We start from the raw sequence: 17,924 nt of genomic DNA on the forward strand, positions 1-17,924 counted from the left end.
CCTTACCACAGAATCACTGCGCCAGTAACTAATAAGTTAACTAACGCTAATGGTAAGCAAATCTTCCAACCAAAGTTCATCACTTGGTCATAACGCGGACGCATAAGTGAACCACGAGCCAAGACAAACATCATCACAAAGAATGCTGTTTTGATAATGAACCAGAATACTGGTGGAATGAACGGAATATCGATGTTAAATGGCGCTAACCAACCACCGAAGAATAGCGTTACGATCAATGCAGAGATCAGAACCACGTTGACATATTCCGCAACGAAGAACATCCCCCATTTCATACCGCCGTACTCGACGTGGTAACCTTCCGCCAATTCTTGTTCTGCTTCTGGTTGGTCAAATGGGTGACGGTGAGTTACCGCAACACCTGCAACCACGAAGATTAAGAAACCTAAGAACTGTGGAATTACAAACCATACATCTTTTTGTGCTTCTACAATTTCACGCATGTTGAATGAGCCTGCAATTGCAACCACACCCATCAATGAAATACCCAGGAACACTTCATACGAAATGGTTTGAGCTGCAGAACGTAGACCGCCAAGCAATGCATATTTATTGTTTGATGACCAACCACCAAACAATACGGCATAGACGGCAATACCTGCCATTGCCATAAAGAACAATAGACCGATGCTCATGTCTGCAACACCTAAGTATGGTGATACAGGAATAACCATGAACGACATCACCGCTGTTGCCATGGCAACAGCAGGAGCTAAACGGAAAGTCAATTTGTCAGCAAACTTTGGTGTCCAGTCTTCTTTGAACATGATTTTCAACATGTCGGCAACGATCTGGAACATCCCCCCAGGACCTACACGGTTCGGACCATAACGGTCTTGCCATAAGCCCAGTAAACGACGCTCAATAAAAGACATCAACGCAGCGATGAGTACTACAACGAGTAAAATCACAATCGCTTGAATGACTGAGTAGGCAATTGGCCAGTTCTCAGCCCAAAGCGGCGTTTGACGGATTAATTCTTGTTGCATGAATTACGCTCCTACCGCGACTGATACAGGCTCAGCAAGTGAAACCGTAGGTGCAAGACCAACTGGATAACCAATATAACCTGTAGGTAAATAATCAATCACTTGAACTGGAAGTACGATCGAAGTCTCGCCTGCTTTCACAGTGATTTTTTGACCATCTTGAACATTCAAACGAGTTGCATCTTGCTCACCCACTGCAAAGACTGCTTCAGGAATACGCGATTCCATCGCAGGTGTTTTCACAGTAAATTCACCAGAAGCAAAAATGTGATGCATCGGCACTAAACGGAAGCTTTCAGGGTTTGCAACAACAACCGCTGGAGCAACGAAAGTACGTGCTGGACGCTTCGCTAAACGATCGAATAAACGCACACCCGAATCACCACCTTTTAAGTGACCACCCACGTTATCTTGGAATTTATTCCAAGCTTGCGGTGAGTTCCAACCTGCTGACCATGCAAATGGTACCAGTGGAGACGGAGTCTGGTTCCCAACATAACCTTCCATAGAGAATGTTAATGCAGAGTCGATATCTGTCGGTTGTTTCGGTTCATGCACGTTCAATGGTGCACGCATAGAGGTACGACCAGAGTAACGACGCGGTTCACGCGCAACTTTCAAACCATGGACACGGAAGCCCGCATCTGGAGCCACATCTTGAATCGCAGCAAGTGCAGGTACGTTTTTCGCAACTGACTCAATCACGTCATCAAGTAAGGTCCAAGAAATCGCTTTGCCCTTCACGCCGGTTTCAATGGCATGTAACCAGCGCCAAGATTCTTTGATCGCCAGTTCAGGTTTGTAGTAGCTCGGGTCATACACTTGGTAGAAACGTTGTGCACGGCCTTCCTGAGAGACAACCGTACCATCGCCTTCAGCAAATGACGCAGCAGAAAGTACGATATCCGCTTTCTTCACAGTTTCAGTTTCAGAGTGATCTAAAACAATCACATCTTTACCAGAAAGTGCTGCTTCAACTTGTACCGCAGGTAAACGACGGAATAGATCATTTTCAACGATCACAACCGTATCATAGTCTTGCGCAAACGCTTGTTCTAAGCTTTGGCCACCGAAGATTGCTAAGCCCATAGAGTTCACTTCAGGAACCGTCAAGCTTAAGCCAACATTTCCACCAAGGTTTTGCGCGACTTGTGCAGCAGCTTCCATGATGGATGCGTCTTGTAAACTTGTACCTGAAATGATCAGTGGTTTCTTCGCCGCTTTCAGTGTATCTGCAATGTTCTGAGCAAATGCTTTCGCATCATCCGCTAGACCAAGAATTGCATCACCTTTCACAGCAGCAGCAACGGCAAAACCTAAACGAGCGATGTCGTTTGGAGAAGCAACCACTTCACCTGCGGCAACATCAGCTAAGCGTGTTTGTGTTGCAGCGAGGATGAAAATCGGTGATTTCGCATCTTGAGCAATACGTTGTAGCGGCTCTGCTAACCAGTCTTGGGTACGACGTTCCGCAGCCATTTCTTTGGCTTTGTTTTTCGCCGCTTGACGAACAGACAACGCCATACGTGGCGCAGTTTGTGTTAAGTCTTCACCCAAAATAAGCACAGCATCATAGCTTTCGATTTCACGCATACCTGGGTTATATACACCCTCTGTTTGCATAATCGATGCAGCCAATTCAACCAAGTTTTGCTCTTTTTGAGACATACCCGTTGAATAGTTCTCTTGGCCGACTAACTCGCGAAGCGCGAAGTTCGACTCAAGTGATGCACGTGGAGAACCAATACCCAAAACTTTTTTGCCTTGGATATTTGCAATCACCGTATCTAATGCCTGATCTACAGAAACTGTAGTGACTTCAGCACCATCACGGAACTGCGGTTGACGTGGACGATCTGTGCGGTTCACATAACCTGTACCAAAACGACCTTTGTCACACAAGAAGTATTGGTTCACTTCACCGTTAAAACGGTTTTCGACACGACGAAGTTCGCCATAACGCTCACCCGGAGAGATGTTACAACCCGAAGAACAGCCTTGGCATACGCTTGGCGCATACTGCATGTCCCACTTACGGTTATAGCGTTCTGAGTGAGTTTTGTCGGTGAATACACCTGTAGGACATACTTCAGTTAAGTTACCTGAAAATTCAGACTCTAAAGTGCCTGACTCAGGACGACCAAAGTAAACGCGTGACGCGCTTGCATACACACCAAAGTCTGTACCACCCGCATAGTCGTTGTAGTAACGAACACAACGGTAACATGCGATACAGCGGTTCATTTCGTGTGAAATGAATGAACCCAGCTCTTGGTTGTAGTGTGTACGTTTTGTGAAACGGTAACGACGACGGTCGTGTTGAGTCATCACGGTCATATCTTGTAAATGACAGTGACCACCCTCTTCACAGACTGGACAGTCGTGTGGGTGATTCGTCATCAAGAACTCAACAATTGACGCACGGAAGTCCTTCGCTTCTTTGTCTTCAATCGAGATGTAGGTATTGTCAGATGCAGGCGTCATACATGACATGACTAAACGGCCACGCGTATCTTCAGGATTCGCGTATTGAGTCACGGCACATTGACGGCAAGAACCGACAGAACCTAAGGATGGATGCCAACAAAAGTACGGGATATCAATACCCAAAGACAAACATGCTTGCAGCAAGTTCTCTGAGCCATTGACTTCGTACGATTTGCCATCGACATGAATTGTAGCCATAGTCGAATTCCTTAAGCTTGTTCTACGTTGCTAGTTTGCGCAGCAGCATTCACTACTTTTGCTTCAAACTCGCCACGGAAATATTTGAGTGCACCCATCAACGGTTCCATTGCACCTGGAGCATGCGCACAGAAAGTCTTACCAATCCAAAGCTTACGAGTAAGTTCTTGTAAGTGATCGATATCTTCTTTCTTACCTGTGCCATCTTCCAATGCTTTCAGTGCTTTCACCGCCCACGGTAAACCATCACGACAAGGCGTACAGAAACCACATGACTCACGTGCAAAGAATTCTTCTAAGTTACGTGTCGCTGAAACCATACATTGCGTTTCATCCACCACCATCAGCAAACACGTACCTAAACGTGAACCTGCTTTCATGATGCTCTCAGCATCCATCGGTAGATCAATGTGTTCAGCAGCCAAGAAGTCTGTAGACGCACCACCCGGTAACCATGCTTTAAGCTTTAAGCCATCACGCATACCGCCCGCATAGTCTTCAATGACTTCACGCGCAGTTGTACCAAATGGAAGCTCCCAAAGACCAGGGAATTTCACCTTGCCAGATGCACCATAAATTTTTGTGCCTGGATCTTTCGACTTACCCGCAGATAAGCCGATATACCATTCAGGACCACGCAACATGATTGCCGGTAAGTTATTGTAGGTCTCTACGTTGTTAACAATGGTAGGACGACCCCAAGCACCTGCAACTTGTGGGAATGGTGGTTTCGTACGTGGATTTGCACGGCGACCTTCAAGCGAGTTGATTAATGCAGTTTCTTCACCACAGATATAACGACCCGCACCCGTGTGCACATGCAACTCGAAGTTCCAGCCAGTTCCAAGGATGTTATCACCCAAGTAACCTTTGGCACGAACTTGCTCAAGCGCTTCATTTAAGTACGCAGCTGCTTCAATGTACTCGCCACGAATAAAGATATAACCATGCGTTGCTTCTAGCGTATACGCTGCAATCAACATCCCTTCGATCAATTGGTGAGGAAGTTTTTCCATCAACAACCGGTCTTTAAAGGTCCCTGGTTCCATCTCATCGGCATTACAAATCAGGTAACGTGGACCTGAGTTGTCATTTGGCGCCATCAAAGACCATTTGATCCCTGCTGGGAAGCCTGCACCACCACGACCTTTTACGGTCGCAGCTTTAATCACTTCAAGCACATCTTTCGGCGGCATGGTGATTGCTTTTTTTAGACCCGCGTAACCTTCAAGCGCTTCATAATCATCTGCATTACGAACGTGCTCTTGCTTACTCAAACGCCAAGTTAATGGATGCGTTTCTGGGTTACCTTCGCCATAAATTGGTTTTGGTTCGGTATTCATACATACTTCTCCAATAACTGTTTCACTGAAGAAACTTCAACCAAACCGTGAGTGTCTTCATTCACCATTAAGGTTGGGCCTTTGTCACAGTTACCTAAGCAGCAAATCGGCAGCAAAGTAAAACGACCATCAGCAGTCGTTTGACCAAACTGAATGCCTAACTCGCGCTGAAAAGCTTCTGCTAAAGTTTCCGCACCCATCAAGAAGCATGCGATCGAGTCACAAAGTAAAATGACGTTACGACCCACGGGTTGACGGTAAATACGGTTGTAGAAAGTTGCAACCCCTTCCAAATCAGCAACACTGATTGTCAATAACTGAGCAATGGCGTTTAGCTGCGCGTCATCTACCCAGCCATTACGGCGTTGTACACACTTCAAAGCATCCAAAGATGCTGCACGTGGGTACGGATAGTGACCAATGTGATGTTCAATTTCGTGGATTTCGTCCGCAGTCAAAATCCCTTCAACATTCACGCGTGGCTTTTTATCAGTCAAAATCATCATAATGCGTTTACCCCTTAGCGATCCACGTCAGCCATAACGACATCAATAGTCGCTAAATAAATGATCAAGTCAGACATTAAGCTGCCGTTAATCACAGAAGGCATTTGCTGTAAATGCGTGAAGGTCGGTGTACGAATACGGGTACGGTAACTCATGGTTGACTTGTCTGAAGTCAAGTAGTAGTTCGACGCACCTTTTACCACTTCCGCCATCACAGATGCTTCACCTGCAGGCATGACTGGACCCCAAGATACGCTTAAGAAGTGCGTAATCAAGGTTTCAATGTCTTGTAAAGTCTTGTCTTTTGGTGGTGGAACAGCCAATGGGTGATCTGCTTTGTACGCACCTGAAGGCATGTTGTCTAAACATTGCTTCACGATTTTAAGTGATTCTTCAATTTCACGGAAGTGAACCATCACACGTGCATATGCATCGCCTTCGTACTCAAGTGGGATGTCGAAGTCGTAGTTTTCATAGCCACTGTACGGGCGATATTTACGAACGTCGAAATCAATACCTGTTGCACGCAGACCTGTACCAGTCACGCCCCAAGCCAACGCAGATTTTGCATCATATTGAGCTACGTTACGGGTACGACCAATAAATACTGAGTTGCGTAATGCAGCTGTATAGTATTCATTCATACGCTTCGGCATCCAATCTAGGATTTCACGAATCAAGTGCTGCCAGTTGTTTGGCAAATCGTGTGCCGTACCACCGATACGGAACCATGCTGGGTGCATACGGTAACCGGTGATCGCTTCAATCGCGTCATAGATTTTTTGACGATCCGCAAACATGTAGAACACAGGCGTCATACCGCCGGCATCTTGAATCGCAGTACCGATATACAATAAGTGGTTATTGATACGGAACAATTCAGACATCATGACACGGATACATTGCGCGCGGTCAGGTACAGTAATACCCGCCATTTGCTCCACACCCATCACATAAGGCATGTTTTGTGCACAACCACCTAAGTAGTCGACACGGTCGGTATACGGAATGAAAGAATGCCACGTTTGACGTTCAGCCATCTTTTCCACACCACGGTGGTGATAACCGATATCAGGTACACAGTCTTTCACTTCTTCACCGTCCAGCTGCAAAATGATACGGAAAGCACCGTGCGCAGATGGGTGGTTCGGACCTAAGTTCAAGAACATGAAGTCTTCGTCGTCATTACCGCGCTTCATACCCCAATCTTCGGGTACGAAACGAAGGTGTTCCTGTTCGTAATCCTGCTTCGCTTGGTTCTGCATATACGGTGTATATTCAGTCGCACGTGCAGAGTATTCTTTACGAAGAGGGTGACCTTCCCAATAGGTCGGCAACAAAATACGACGGAGCATTGGATGCCCTTCGAAATTGATCCCGAACATATCGTAAGCTTCACGTTCGTACCAGTTGGCATTTGGCCAAATGTTGGTTGCAGTTGGAAGATTTACATCATTTTCATTCAATGCAACTTTGATACGAATATCACTATTACGCTCAAGCGATAATAAATGATAGAACACAGTAAAGTCAGACGCAGGCAAACCGTCGCGGTGTGTACGTAAACGTTCATCTACCGCAGACAAGTCAAACAACATCACGTATGGACGTGACACTGTACGCAAGAACATTAAAACTTCTTGTACGCGCGCGCGCTCAACCCAGACCGTTGGAAAGTCTTCAAAAGTCGTTTGCACATAGAAGTTCTCGCCAAATTTGGTTTTGAGCTCTTCTACAATTGCAAATGCTGGGCGTGAATCAACTTGCGCTGACTCTGGCATAGCGTTTTCAGTTTCAGCCATTGGCTTGGCTTCCTATTTAATACAAATTCATTCAACCTAAACGACAACTACACCCAGACCGGGTGCATCAAAACAACTGTCGTTTAAATTATTTAATTTCATCCATAGAGCGTAAGTTTTTCACTGCAATACGTTCAGCATTCTTACGGTCACGTTCTGGCATCATCTTTGGCTTATACACTGGCTTAAGATCATCACCAATCACGGCAGAAAGTGGACGGCGCTCTAATTGAATTTGGTCTTGTAACAACATTAATGCTTGGATTAATGCCTCTGGGCGTGGGGGGCAACCTGGAATATAAACATCAACTGGGATGATTTTATCCACACCTTGTACAACTGAATAAATATCGTACATACCGCCAGAGTTTGCACATGCGCCCATTGAAATAACCCACTTCGGTTCCAACATTTGTTCATATAAACGTTGAATAACTGGAGCCATTTTGACGAAACATGTACCTGCAACAATCATCAAGTCAGCCTGACGAGGTGAAGCACGGATTACTTCGGCACCGAAACGCGACAAGTCATGCACGCCAGTTAAAGTCGTTGCATACTCTACGTAGCAGCAAGATGTACCAAAGTTAAACGGCCAAACTGAGTTCTTACGACCCCAGTTCACTGCTGTATGTGCCACGTCCTCTAAACGAGTCATGAACACATTTTTATTCACTTCTTCTTCAAGCGGATCCGTTACGATTTGACGCTCTTGAAGTGGATATTGATCAGCATCCGGATTCGCACGGGTTAATGTATATTTCATCCCGAGTTACTCCTTATCAGACGATTTAGCCGGTGACTTATCTTTCACACGACCAGATGATTGAGCTGGGATTTGACCTGTAGGGTCCATAACCAACTCTTCAATTGAATTAAAGCGAGTGATTTCTGCAAGATTCATATTTGGAGAACCAACTTTAGGTTTAATCCCTGCTGCTTTACGTTTGTCAGAAGGCGACCAGTTAAGCGCACCGGTAGACAACTCATAAACCAAACCAACGAGTAAAACTAAAATAAATACTGCTGCAGTGGTGAAACCCACCCAACCCACTTCACGAACCGATGTAGCCCATGCGTAAAGGTAAAGCGCCTCTAAGTCGAATACGACGAAGAAGATTGCAACCAAATAGAACTTTGCTGACAGGCGGATACGTGCGCCACCAGCACCAACCACACCTGATTCAAATTGCTCTTGCTTTGCACGGCCCCATGACTTACCCCCAAGGAGTAATGGGACAGTAAGCATAAAGACGCAAAGAAATGTAACGCCGATCACGAAGGCAATAATTGCCCATTCGTATGGAGTAATGGCACTCATGCGGGGATAACTCCTGGCAGGCCTAATTTATTAACAAAGAATGCATGTATTGGCCTTCAAATACACCAAACACAAAATTAATCCCGCCAATTGTACCCGATTGCTGACGTAAGTTGCTAGCTTATAGACCTTCGTCTTTAGGATGATTTCTCTTCGTTTTTTGAGATTTTTTCTATGAAAGCCCTTTTATTTCGAAACCAATCGCTTTATCTAATAAAACACTACTATTCTATTATTTTTCCAAATTTTGACATTCAAACAAAGCCTATAAACCATTTTTCAACCTCATTCCGATAACAATCACACAATCAGCAGTTTAAAAAACTAAGCTCAACAACCGCTGCATTTTGTTTATTTAAAAAGTACAAAAGTAGATTAAGTCACTCATATTTTTTGTATTTTTTTGCAAATCACTCCAATCAATTAATGCACTTGGCTTTTTCTTGTGCTATTGATATAGACAACCAACAACAAAGAATAAGGAGCACCACATGAGTCTGGAATTCACCCATAAACCTAACTATTTTTTATTCGCCCAGTTGCTTATTCGCCATGTTGAAACTTATGTTCGTAAACACCCTGATGCTAATAACGCCATCTTTGATTTACGCGACATTTATGAACTTTTTCGCCAAGACAAAGCTTCAGCCACCACCAACCTTGATGGCATTATGAATATTGTGGACGAATATAAAATTGAAACGATTAATGGTGATCAGAAGCTCATTAGCCGTTATGGCATAGATACGCAAAACAACTCATTATTGATTGACTTTAATGCAGATGCGCTTGAAAGCCTAAAACAAGGCAAACAGATTATTTCTCCCGATGCCAGCATCCAAGAATAAGTCAGCATAGAAAATAAAAAAGCACCGAAATTCGGTGCTTTTTTAATGCTTAGCTTTTTGAGTCTGTATTATCTTTAACACTATACTTCTTTTTAGACTTACTAAAGCGATGTGCTGGCCACGTCATAGTAAAACGTGCACCACCGAGACTTGGACTCTGATCCACTTTAACGCTACCACCAAACCAATAGGCAATTCGGCTCACAATCGACAAACCTAAACCATAGCCACCCGATGCTCTAGTCCGACTATCATCCAAACGTGCGAATGCTTCAAAAACACGCTCTCGCTCATCTTCTGGAATACCAGGCCCATCATCTTCAACACAAACATAGGCCATACCGCTGTCATTAATACCACCACTGACCAGCACCTGATGGTCGCCATAACGAACCGCATTACCAACCAAGTTCTGCACCACGCGGTGTAAATAACGACGTTCAGCTTCAACTTTTAAGGTTAAAGGAGGAGCATTTAAATGAATTTCTTTCTGGGTTTTTAAGGCTTCCGTCTCAACCACCACCTGATCTAAGACTTCAAACAATACAATGTTTTCAATATCGAGTGATGGTGTGCCCTGCTCCAACTTTGCGTAGGTCATGATTTCATCAATTAAGGTATTTAAAGCCTCAATGTCTTTATCAATCATATCGACTTGCTGAAGACGGTATTCATAATCATCTTCTTCAGCCAGCATTTCCATACCAAAACGAATCCGAGCAACGGGCGTACGAAGTTCATGCGATACCGCACGCATCAGTTCGCGCTGCGCCTCAATGAGTCGCTGAATATGGTCTGACATGCTGTTATAGCTATTTGCTAGACTGGCCATTTCATCCGTGCCGTCAACAGGCAAACGTAGGGTCATATCACCTGCTTTCATACGGTTTAAACCGTAATTGACCTCACGCAGCTTACGCTGCATCGGCACAAGCAAACCATACACCCCTAAACTCAGCACAAACAGGCTCAACAAGGTAATCCCTGCTGCGAGCTGAAACGGCATCCAGTTGAAAATAGGTACAGGACCCAATACCAAAACCTTGCTCGGTGAACTTGGTAAAGGTGGAGACACAATAGAAATGGTGGTGCCACGCACAGAGGCACTATCACGATATAAGATCACGCTATGATCTAAACGCAAACGACCAATCTGCTCCGACTCCAAAGCCAGATTTTGTACTTCTTCAATTTGTACAGGATAAGAGAAATGTTTCTGTACTTTTTCCAAGTACTCTTCTTCTTGGCCTGGGTAATACACCAGATAATCTAGGATAAAAATCGGGAGTGCTTTCATTTGCAGCTCACCAATTTTATCTACTTTAATATACAGTAAATGATTCGGATCATCTTTTAGACCAATGATCAGGTACGCCACTTGCGTTTGCGCATCATAACGCACAGCCGCTTTACGCTCACTGATCCGCTTTAACTCTGCACGACTCAAATCCACTTTATCGGCTGGGATCATATTAATCGGCAGTTCAAGCAAATCTGAAGCATCTGAAATCCAGTCTGCTTTTTGCTGTGCATTGGTCTGACGGGATACACCTTCACTAATAATAAAGGAAATCCCGTCCGTCAAAGACTCGCGATATTCTTGCACTCGCTGATAGTTAATAATTTGTACAAGCAAATATCCCATGAGGGCAACAATAGCGACCAGCACTACCAGCCCAGCATAGATACGCAAGAATATACTGTGTTTGAACACTAAAAATGTCCCGTTTTAACGAATCAAATAAACGGCTTAAAGACCATTGGTTTCTTTTACAAATAAGTAGCCTTTACTACGTACCGTTTTAATACGTTTTGGATTTTCAGGGTCATCACCAATTTTTGGACGGATACGCGAAATACGCACGTCAATTGAACGGTCTTGACCGTCATATTCGATACCACGTAAGCGTTCGAAAATGTCTTCACGAGAAAGAATGCGACCTGCATTTGAAGCCAATAACCACAATAAATCATATTCCGCGCTGGTAAAGTCAACCAACTCACCATTTAAAGTCACTGAACGACCACCGTTATCGATCACCAGATCATCAAATTCGATACGCTGTGCAACTTCATCTTCAGGTGCTTTGTCAGTACGACGTAATAAGGCACGAATACGTGCAAGTAAAACACGTGGCTGAACTGGTTTTGCTACATAGTCATCTGCACCCATTTCTAGACCAAGCACTTGATCCATATCTTCGGTACGTGCAGTCAACATCAAAATCGGTTGATGATAATGTGGACGAACTTCACGGCAAATGGTTAAACCATCTGCACCTGGAAGCATCACATCCAACACCACCATATCGGGTTGTTCTGCAATAATACGGCGAATGGCACGGTTACCATCGGGTTCTACCCCAACCTCAAGACCATTACGGATCAGGTACTCTTGAGTTAAGCGAGCTAGGCGCTCATCGTCTTCTACGATTAAAATTTTTGGTAACTTTTCTTCTTGGCTCATGGAGTGCCCCTTTATTTTGACGACTTAACGTATCCTTTAAAATCCAAGGGATACGCTCTGATATATTTTGCAATATACACACGTTTACATTGTAAACAAGATCTTGTTCACCAAACTGATACATCAAAGTAGCATTTTGTTATACATTTTTTCAGCCTCCAAATGAGCGCTTTCTCGCGTTTGCTGTATATCCAACCAAAGCAAAAGAAACGTTTCTTTACAAAATGGCGATTTTTCATACCAAGTCACTGTTTGAACAGTTTATAACTCACTCATTCGTCTGTTTTGAACTTATCCACAATGTTATCTATAAGTACTTAAACCTAGCTTTGTTATGCTATCGCCTTGTCTAATAAGGCTTAATACAAGAATCAAAAAAAAGGGATCTTTTTGAGATCTTTTCGAGACCAGATCGATCAAAATATTTAATAAAATGTCAATATTGATCTACCCTGAATTTTCCCGTATCTTGTGTTCAATTAATTTTTAAACCACTAGGTCTTGTGTTTAAACCTCAAACACTGTGGCATAAAAATTGCCCAGTTCAAACGGTCCATAGACATAAAAATAGATGACAAAATGGAGCTATGCTAGCATGAGCGTATCGAATTCAACCCCTGGTCAAATTCAGGTGATTAAACGCACTGGAGATGTTGCCAGCTTTGACGCAGAAAAAATCTCTGTTGCCATTGGTAAGGCATTTTTGGCTGTTGAAGGCCAACAAAGTGCTGACTCAAGCCGCATCCACGATCGTATTTCTCAACTTACCGAGATGGTATTAAATACGTTCAGTCGCCGCCTACCTTCTGGCGGTACAATTCACATCGAAGAAATCCAAGACCAAGTTGAACTTGCGCTGATGCGTACAGGTGAACAGAAAGTTGCTCGTGCGTATGTCATCTACCGCGATCAACGTGCTGATGCTCGTAAACAAGCAGGTGAAAACCATCACCCAACCTTACAAATCACTGACGCCAATGGTCAGCTTCAACCGCTTGACATGCGTAAGCTTGAAGCGACTGTAACAAAAGCGGCTGAAGGTTTAGAAGGCATTAATGTTCAAGCGATCATCGATGAAACCATCAAAAACCTTTACAACGGTGTAAAAGCATCTGACATCGCAACCACGATGATGATGGCAACACGTACACGTATCGAACAAGAACCAAACTATACCTACGTGACGGCTCGCCTACTTCGTGATGAATTGGTCGCAACAGGTTTAACTTTCCTTGGCTTGTCTGAAGACACAGCTGAAGGCGATGCTTTAGAAACTTTCCTGAAGAAAGGTATTGAGCTAGACCTACTTTCACCAGAACTTCTTAACTTTGACCTTGCGAAATTGGCCGCAGCGATTCAACCAGAGCGTTCAAACCAATTTACGTACTTAGGTCTACAAACATTATTTGATCGTTACTTCATCCACTCAGATGGCGTACGTTTCGAATTGCCACAATTATTCTTTATGCGTGTTTCGATGGGTCTTTCACTCAACGAAGCAAACCGTGAAGAACGTGCAATCGAGTTCTACAACCTCTTGTCTAGCTTCGATTACATGGCGTCTACACCTACCCTGTTTAACTCAGGTACGCTACGTCCACAGTTGTCTAGCTGTTATTTAACGACAATTGATGATGACCTATACGACATTTATGGCGCTATGCGTGATAACGCAATGCTGTCTAAATGGGCAGGTGGTTTAGGTAATGACTGGACGCCAGTTCGTGCCTTGAACTCATATATCAAAGGTACAAACGGTAAGTCACAAGGTGTAGTTCCATTCCTTAAAGTGGCGAACGATACTGCTGTTGCGGTAAACCAAGGTGGTAAGCGTAAAGGTGCTGTGTGTGCATACCTTGAAACTTGGCACTTGGACATCGAAGAATTCTTAGAGCTACGTAAAAACACCGGTGATGACCGTCGCCGTACGCATGACATGAACACCGCAAACTGGGTTCCTGACTTGTTTATGCAACGTGTCTTTGAAGATGCTGAATGGACACTGTTCACGCCATCTGAAACACCAGATCTACATGACTTGATGGGTGCAGAATTCGCTGAGCGTTATGCACACTATGAAGCCATTGCGAAAGAAACAAATATGTTGCACAAGAAAATCCGTGCAAAAGATTTGTGGCGCAAAATGCTGTCGATGTTGTTTGAAACAGGTCACCCGTGGATCACATTCAAAGACGTATGTAACTTACGTTCACCACAACAACACGTTGGCGTAGTTCACTCTTCTAACTTGTGTACAGAAATCACATTAAACACAAGCAAAGATGAAATTGCAGTATGTAACTTAGGTTCAATTAACCTTGTACAACACGTTCAAGGTGGTGTGTTAGACCGTGAAAAGCTTGCACGTACAGTAAAAACAGCGGTTCGTATGCTCGATAACGTGATCGACATTAACTACTATGCTGTGCCACAAGCGAAAAACTCGAACTTGAAACACCGCCCAGTGGGTATGGGTATCATGGGCTTCCAAGATGCGCTGTATGAAATGCAACTCGCTTATGGTTCTGATGCAGCAGTAGACTTTGCTGATGAATCGATGGAAGTGATCAGCTACTACGCAATTTCAACATCAAGTGATTTGGCTGTTGAACGTGGTACTTATGAGACATTCAAAGGTTCACTGTGGGATCAAGGTATCCTGCCAATTGACTCACTAGACCTTGTGGCTAAAACACGTCCTGAGCGTATGTTTGAAGTTGACCGCACTCAACGTTTGGACTGGGACACTTTACGTGCCAAAGTTCAAAAAGACGGTATGCGTAACTCAAACGTGATGGCCATTGCACCGACTGCAACCATTTCAAACATTTGTGGTGTGTCTCAGTCGATTGAGCCAACATTCCAAAACTTATATGTAAAATCGAACCTATCAGGTGAATTCACAGTGATCAACCCGTACCTAGTACGTGCGTTGAAAGACCGTGGTCTGTGGGACTCTGTGATGGTGAATGATCTGAAACACTTTGAAGGTTCAGTTCAGAAGATTTCACGTATTCCTGAAGAGCTTAAAGCAATCTTCGCGACGGCATTTGAAGTTGAGCCACGCTGGATTGTGGATGCTGCATCACGTCGTCAAAAATGGATCGATCAAGCGCAGTCTTTAAACCTTTACATCTCTGGTGCAAACGGTAAGAAACTTGATTTGACCTATAAAATGGCTTGGTTACGTGGTCTGAAAACAACGTATTACCTTCGAGCTTTAGGTGCAACTTCTGCTGAGAAATCGACCATTAACACTGGTGCATTGAATGCAGTAAAACCTGCAACTGTAACGGCAGCGCCTGTTGCAGCAGTTGCTCAGGAAGTTAAACCAGAAGTGGTTGCTGAAGATGAAGGCTTCGGTCAAGCAGCTCCAGTGCCAATGGCATGTTCAATTGACAATCCAGACTGTGAGGCTTGTCAGTAAGTTAACCAATTTAGGAATCAACCGAGATCTATCTCTTCATTGCGGTATTAGCAATGGTTGATTCTTATGAGTGGTTAGCATAAGAACTCATTCTTGCTACTTCGTAATGATTGATTCCTTTTAGGAGCGAACATGTCGAAGAAGTTAAAAGATTTTAAAAAGAAAGCTCGCATTGTACGTAAACAGATTCAAATCTTTTGCTATACATGCTTACTTCCTTGCTCAGCAGCTATATTTGTCTTCACAGATCAAACAAATGAGCAAAATATTGAAAACTTTAAGCCAACTACTCAAGTAGTTGCTTAATAAAAAATCCCCCCTTCTTCTAAAGAGGGGCTTCCAAAAATTCAATTGGATTTGAGGAGTCCCCCCTCTTTTTAAAGCGGGATTTAGGGTGATTAAAAAGTTAAAGACAACCTAGGAACTCACCATGCTCCATATGACACATAACTATATGTTAGGTCTTGCGACCTTGGTGATTTCCTTTGTGGTTTTGTTTTATATGCCCATTGCCTACTTTTGGGTAAAAGCAAACCAAAGCAAAAAGCGAAAGCAAAATAAGTCGTGAGAATCACGTTCTATGCACAGTTTTAGAACAATGATTGGCAAAACTTAATTTTGCTTTCACAAATTAAGCGTATAGTAAGACATCTCAGCACTGCTGGATGTCGATAAAAGATATAAAGCAACGTAGAGAGAATTGATATGTCTATCCTAAGTTGGGACGATTTCGAAGATGATTCGCAAAAACCGGCTGCACCTGAACACAAGTCTGCGCCCGTCGAACCGCAAAAAGCGGCTAATCCGCAGATGGTATCTGCTGCAGAGCAACCACAGAAGAATGTGGCAACTGCACAACCCGCTTCAACCCCTCGAAGCCGATCAACAAATCCAGCCGATCCGTTGGCAAGAGCATCTAACGCCTTAGAAAGTTTAGATGTTGCTCCAGGTCTAGAAGAACTAGAAATGGGTGCGCAACGTGTACAAGTTGACGACAAAGCGATGATTAACTGTCGTGCGGACTTAAACCAACTTGTACCGTTCAAATACGAATGGGCTTGGCAGAAATATCTAGATGGTTGTGCAAACCACTGGATGCCACAAGAAGTGAACATGAACCATGACATCGCGCTTTGGAAGTCTGAAAATGGCTTAACTGAAGATGAGCGTACCATTGTTATGCGTTCTTTGGGTTTCTTCTCGACTGCGGACTCATTGGTTGCTAATAATTTAGTTTTGGCGATTTATCGTCACATTACCAATCCTGAATGTCGCCAATACATTTTACGTCAAGCATTTGAAGAAGCGATTCATACACATGCTTACCAATACTGCATCGAATCTTTGGGTATGGATGAAGGCGAAGTCTTCAACATGTACCGCGAAGTTCCATCAGTTGCGCGTAAAGCGGCTTGGGGCTTGAAATATACGCAGTCTTTAAGTGATCCTACTTTCCAAACGGGTACACCTGAAAACGACCAAATTCTACTGCGTAACTTGATCGCATTCTATTGCGTACTTGAAGGGATCTTCTTCTACTGTGGTTTCAGCCAAATCTTGTCGATGGGCCGTCGTAATAAGATGAATGGTGTTGCTGAGCAATTCCAATACATCTTACGTGATGAGTCGATGCACTTGAACTTTGGTATCGATATGATTAACCAAATCAAGATCGAAAACCCAAGCTTGTGGACTGCTGAATTCCAAGAAGAAATCATTCAAATGATTCTTGAAGGTACGATGCTTGAAATCGAATATGCGCGTGACACTATGCCACGTGGTGTATTGGGTATGAATGCTGCGATGATGGAAGAATACTTGAAATTCATCTGTAATCGCCGTCTGGCTCAGTTAGGTTTACCTGAACAGTTTGCTGGTGTGAACAATCCATTCCAGTGGATGTCTGAAATGATGGACTTGCGTAAAGAGAAGAACTTCTTCGAAACGCGTGTGACAGATTATCAGACTGGCGGTGCGTTGAGCTGGTAAGGTAAAACACGCGTTGAACGACACATCAGTTGTCATAGAAAAAGGCTGCTATTTGCAGCCTTTTTCTATTAGAAACAAATTATGGTAACTCTTTGATCATACTTATTGAAAACAAATATTCTTGATGGTCATCACTAATTTCCAGAGTAGCGTACTTTTATACTTTCATTTTTTTACAATACAAACTAATGGTTTTATTCAAAATCACATATCACCAGCTGTCAATAAATCATGATGTTTCTCGCAATATATTTCATTATACCAAGTATAATGCATGTCATTATTAATGCTTACAAAGATCCATAAAGGTATATTGACCAATGATTTTGAGGCAAGTTTGTTATTTAAAAAAATGAATCTACTATCTTTCTTGGGCCACTCAGGCATTTCATTATAAGATCTAATAGAGTTTCCTAAATCTATTTCTTTTACTATGATTTCTTTTAGACATTCACAGATATATATTCTATTTAAATTAAATTTCATTAACTTATACTAACTCACACCTCACTTTGAACAAAAATAA

Annotated in this window: 13 protein-coding genes; 4 read left to right on the forward strand and 9 right to left on the reverse strand. The window is 43.4% G+C overall.

What is annotated here, in order from left to right:
• Positions 1–2: 2 nt before the first annotated feature.
• The 7 genes from nuoH to GVX98_RS14585 all read right to left on the reverse strand — a co-directional run bounded on the left by nuoH (position 3) and on the right by GVX98_RS14585 (position 8,667).
• A complete protein-coding gene (nuoH, locus tag GVX98_RS14555) occupies positions 3–1,010 on the reverse strand; it encodes an NADH-quinone oxidoreductase subunit NuoH (RefSeq protein WP_004695391.1) in 1,008 nt (335 codons plus the stop codon).
• Positions 1,011–1,013: 3 nt separating this feature from the next.
• The gene (gene nuoG / locus GVX98_RS14560; protein ID WP_159128479.1) at positions 1,014–3,695 is read right to left on the reverse strand and encodes an NADH-quinone oxidoreductase subunit NuoG; all 2,682 of its coding nucleotides are present in this window, start codon (positions 3,693–3,695) and stop codon (positions 1,014–1,016) included.
• Positions 3,696–3,706: 11 nt separating this feature from the next.
• Positions 3,707–5,038, reverse strand: a complete 1,332-nt coding sequence (gene nuoF, locus GVX98_RS14565; protein WP_004695387.1) for an NADH-quinone oxidoreductase subunit NuoF — start codon at positions 5,036–5,038, stop codon at positions 3,707–3,709.
• A complete protein-coding gene (gene nuoE, locus GVX98_RS14570; RefSeq protein WP_004982912.1) occupies positions 5,035–5,544 on the reverse strand; it encodes an NADH-quinone oxidoreductase subunit NuoE in 510 nt (169 codons plus the stop codon). Before nuoE ends, nuoF begins: the two co-directional genes overlap by 4 nt.
• 14 nt (positions 5,545–5,558) lie before the next feature.
• Entirely contained in the window at positions 5,559–7,346 is a 1,788-nt protein-coding gene (gene nuoC, locus GVX98_RS14575) for an NADH-quinone oxidoreductase subunit C/D (RefSeq protein ID WP_078426486.1), read from the reverse strand.
• A gap of 88 nt (positions 7,347–7,434) precedes the next feature.
• Positions 7,435–8,112 (reverse strand): NADH-quinone oxidoreductase subunit B family protein, encoded by a 678-nt coding sequence (locus GVX98_RS14580; RefSeq protein ID WP_004695382.1) that lies wholly within the window; start codon positions 8,110–8,112, stop codon positions 7,435–7,437.
• Positions 8,113–8,118: 6 nt separating this feature from the next.
• Positions 8,119–8,667 carry an NADH-quinone oxidoreductase subunit A gene (locus GVX98_RS14585; RefSeq protein WP_004695380.1) on the reverse strand — a complete coding sequence of 183 codons (549 nt, stop codon included), beginning with the start codon at positions 8,665–8,667 and terminating at the stop codon, positions 8,119–8,121.
• A gap of 491 nt (positions 8,668–9,158) precedes the next feature.
• Here GVX98_RS14585 and GVX98_RS14590 point away from each other — a divergent pair, with 491 nt between their 5' ends.
• Complete coding sequence (locus GVX98_RS14590; RefSeq protein ID WP_004695379.1) at positions 9,159–9,515, forward strand: hypothetical protein; 357 nt, start codon at positions 9,159–9,161, stop codon at positions 9,513–9,515.
• Positions 9,516–9,564: 49 nt separating this feature from the next.
• Here the strand turns inward: GVX98_RS14590 and bfmS are convergent, their stop codons facing one another.
• The gene (bfmS, locus tag GVX98_RS14595; RefSeq protein ID WP_159128480.1) at positions 9,565–11,229 is read right to left on the reverse strand and encodes a sensor histidine kinase BfmS; all 1,665 of its coding nucleotides are present in this window, start codon (positions 11,227–11,229) and stop codon (positions 9,565–9,567) included.
• A gap of 36 nt (positions 11,230–11,265) precedes the next feature.
• A complete protein-coding gene (bfmR, locus tag GVX98_RS14600; RefSeq protein ID WP_004695375.1) occupies positions 11,266–11,982 on the reverse strand; it encodes a response regulator transcription factor BfmR in 717 nt (238 codons plus the stop codon).
• A 595-nt stretch (positions 11,983–12,577) separates the two neighbouring features.
• On the opposite strand from bfmR, the gene GVX98_RS14605 reads away from it, so the two are divergent.
• The 3 genes from GVX98_RS14605 (at position 12,578) to GVX98_RS14615 (ending at position 17,398) form a co-directional block, all read left to right on the forward strand.
• Positions 12,578–15,409, forward strand: coding sequence for a ribonucleoside-diphosphate reductase subunit alpha (locus GVX98_RS14605; protein WP_004695373.1), 2,832 nt, complete (start codon positions 12,578–12,580; stop codon positions 15,407–15,409).
• A 132-nt stretch (positions 15,410–15,541) separates the two neighbouring features.
• Positions 15,542–15,715, forward strand: coding sequence for a hypothetical protein (locus GVX98_RS14610; protein ID WP_159128481.1), 174 nt, complete (start codon positions 15,542–15,544; stop codon positions 15,713–15,715).
• A gap of 399 nt (positions 15,716–16,114) precedes the next feature.
• Positions 16,115–17,398 (forward strand): ribonucleotide-diphosphate reductase subunit beta, encoded by a 1,284-nt coding sequence (locus GVX98_RS14615; RefSeq protein ID WP_159128482.1) that lies wholly within the window; start codon positions 16,115–16,117, stop codon positions 17,396–17,398.
• The last annotated feature ends 526 nt before the right edge of the window (positions 17,399–17,924 follow it).

The sequence above is a fragment of the Acinetobacter sp. 8I-beige genome (assembly GCF_902505955.1).
GTDB lineage: Bacteria > Pseudomonadota > Gammaproteobacteria > Pseudomonadales > Moraxellaceae > Acinetobacter > Acinetobacter johnsonii.